General features: G+C 67.7%; 2 protein-coding genes. Both read left to right on the plus strand.

Features of this window, described 5'->3' with window-relative positions; all coding sequences use genetic code 11:
• The first annotated feature begins 219 nt into the window (after positions 1-219).
• Entirely contained in the window at positions 220-1,272 is a 1,053-nt protein-coding gene (locus Y706_RS23630; RefSeq protein ID WP_253906686.1) for an SCO6880 family protein, read from the plus strand.
• On the plus strand, positions 1,272-2,828 hold the full coding sequence (locus Y706_RS0104285) for an ATP/GTP-binding protein (RefSeq protein WP_028275594.1): 1,557 nt from the start codon (positions 1,272-1,274) through the stop codon (positions 2,826-2,828). The genes Y706_RS23630 and Y706_RS0104285 overlap by 1 nt, the downstream gene beginning before the upstream one ends.
• Positions 2,829-2,835 lie beyond the last annotated feature (7 nt).

Raw genomic sequence — 2,835 nt, forward strand, 5'->3', positions numbered from 1 at the left:
CCGTAACGGTCGAGACAGCACCGGACTCCGGCTACCGGCTCCGCAACGAGGTCACCATGAACATCGACCCGAACGCCCCGGATTTTGCCAAGAACGTGCTCAACGAGGTCGTCGACACGTATCCGGAAGGTTCGGCCACGGTCCGGGCCTGGGTGTCCCTGTCCTTCAACGCCTCACTGCGGGCCGGATCGAAGAAGCGAACACCCGAAGATGTCGCCCGTGACCTCGCGTCCCGGATCCCCGGCCTGTCGGCCCGACTGCAGTCCACCGGCGCCGGGATCGCCCGTCGCCGGCCTCGGAGACGAAGCGGGCCTGGACGCCGCCGCCGTAACGGTCGAGACAGCACCGGACTCCGGCTACCGGCTCCGCAACGAGGTCACCATGAACATCGACCCGAACGCCCCGGATTTTGCCAAGAACGTGCTCAACGAGGTCGTCGACACGTATCCGGAAGGTTCGGCCACGGTCCGGGCCTGGGTGTCCCTGTCCTTCAACGCCTCACTGCGGGCCGGATCGAAGAAGCGAACACCCGAAGATGTCGCCCGTGACCTCGCGTCCCGGATCCCCGGCCTGTCGGCCCGACTGCAGTCCACCGGCGCCGGGATCGCCCGTCCGATGTCCGCGCAGGAACTCTGCGAGGTCGTCCGGATCGCCTACGATCCGCCCGCCGCCCTGATCATTGACGAAGCCCACGCCGCCGGCTCCCCGGTGTCCCTGACCTGGGGCGAAGTCGGCCCGTCCGCGACGCAGGCGGCCTGGGATGACTACCGGCACGACGCCGCGTTCTCAGTCTCATGGACCATGACAGGTGCCCCGCGCGGGTCAGTGAACTCCTCGGTCCTGTCCCGGCTGCTGGCCCCGCACGGGGACATTGACCGGAAGCGGATCTCACTGCTCTACCGCCCGATGGATTCAGCCCGGGCCGCCGCCGTAGTCGAGCGGGACCAGAACAACGCCAACGTCCGCATCACCTCCGGGACCCGGCCCTCCGCCCGCGCCCTGGTCGATGCCCGCTCCGCCGTGCAGACCGCCCAGGAAGAAGCCCAGGGCGCCGGGCTGGTGAACTTCGGCATGGTCGTCACGGCCACCGTGACCGACAAAGACCGCCTCCCCGATGCCGTGGCCGCCGTGGAACAGACCTCCGGCACCGCCCGGGTGCTGCTGCGCCGGGCCTACGGCGCCCAGGACACCGCGTTCGCCGCGTCCCTGCCCCTCGGGCTGGTCCTGCCCAAGCACAGCCTGCTGCCCTCCGAAATCAAGGACGCCCTGTAATGGCCCGCATGAAACTCTTCACCCGCCCTGCCAGGAAGACTGCAGCACCGGTCAAGGCCGCGCCGAAGAAGAAGGCTGAGAAGGAATCGCGCCAGGCCGGGCCGGCTGCCCGGGGCTGGATCGGGCGCGGCGGCGGTATGGCCGCCCTCGTCCCGTCCGTGAAGGAATACCGGGGAACCACGGTCCAGGTCTGTGGGCTGTGGCCGTTTTCCTCCGGGGCGTCCTCGCCCATGATCGGCGTCCCGCTCGGACGCCATGAAGAAACTCAGGCCACGGTCTGCTGTGACCCGATCAGCTGGTTCCAGCGGGCACGCCTGATTTCCAATCCGTCTGCGTTCATCCTGGGCAAGCCGGGGCTGGGAAAGTCCACGGTGGTGCGCCGGATGTTCATCGGTCTCTCCGCTCAGGGCGTCCACCCCCTGATCCTGGGGGACCTCAAGGGCGAGCACGTCAAAGCGGTCCAGGCACTCGGCGGACAGGTCATCAAGCTCGGCCGCGGTGTCGGGTACCTGAACATCCTCGATCCCGGCCAGGCCGTCGAAGCGGCGCAGATGCTCGAAGGCAGCGGCCACCATGAGGACGCCGCCCGGGTCCGCGCCGACGCGCACGGCCGGCGCCTGACGATGGTTGTCTCCCTGATCACGATCAGCCGGAACAATCCGCCCACCGATCAGGAACAGACGATCCTGGACCGGGCCTTGCGGGTCCTCGATGACCGGTTCGACGGTGTCCCGGTCCTGAAAGACCTCCTGGACGTGATCATCTCCGCACCCGATGAGCTGCGACAGGTCGCACTGGACCGCGGCGACATGGCCGTCTACCTGCAGGAAACCCGCGCTTTGGAAGCGACCCTGCTGGGCCTGACCGGTGGCGGGAAGCTGGGAGAAATCTTCTCCCGGCACACCACCAACCCCATGATGCGCGACCGCGCCGTGGTCTTCGATGTCTCCAGCATCGACGAGACCGAAACGGACCTGCAGGCCGCAGTGCTGCTGGCCTGCTGGTCCTACGGCTTCGGCACCGTCAACGTCGCCAACGCCCTCGCCGACGCCAGGCTGGAACCGCGGCGGAACTACTTCGTCGTCCTGGACGAACTCTGGCGGGCACTGCGCGCCGGCAAGGGCATGGTGGACCGGGTGGACGCCCTGACCCGGCTCAACCGCTCAGTCGGCGTCGGGCAGGTCATGATTTCCCACACCATGTCCGACCTGCTGGCGCTCCCGGCAGAAGAGGACCGGATGAAGGCCCGCGGCTTCGTTGAACGCTCCGGCATGGTCATCTGCGGCGGACTCCCCGCCTCCGAAATGCCGCTGCTGACCGCAGCGATCCCGCTCTCGCGGCAGGAACAGCAGAAGCTCATCTCCTGGCAGGACCCGCCCGCATGGGACTCCCGCGGGCTCGACGTCGAACCTCCCGGACGCGGGAAGTTCCTGATCAAGGTCGGCGGCCGTCCCGGGATCCCCGTCCTGGTGGGACTGACATCTTTGGAGCAAGGTCCGGACGGAGTCAACGACACCGAAGGAAAGTGGCATGAAAACAGTGAGAAGTTCGCGTGAATTTTGA

This window comes from Arthrobacter sp. I3, from assembly GCF_000520575.1.
GTDB lineage: Bacteria > Actinomycetota > Actinomycetes > Actinomycetales > Micrococcaceae > Arthrobacter > Arthrobacter humicola_A.

Bases quoted from the DNA above. Each gene is read 5' to 3' on its own strand.
- Y706_RS0104285 (WP_028275594.1), top strand. From the start codon at position 1,272: ATGGCCCGCATGAAACTCTTCACCCGCCCTGCCAGGAAGACTGCAGCA.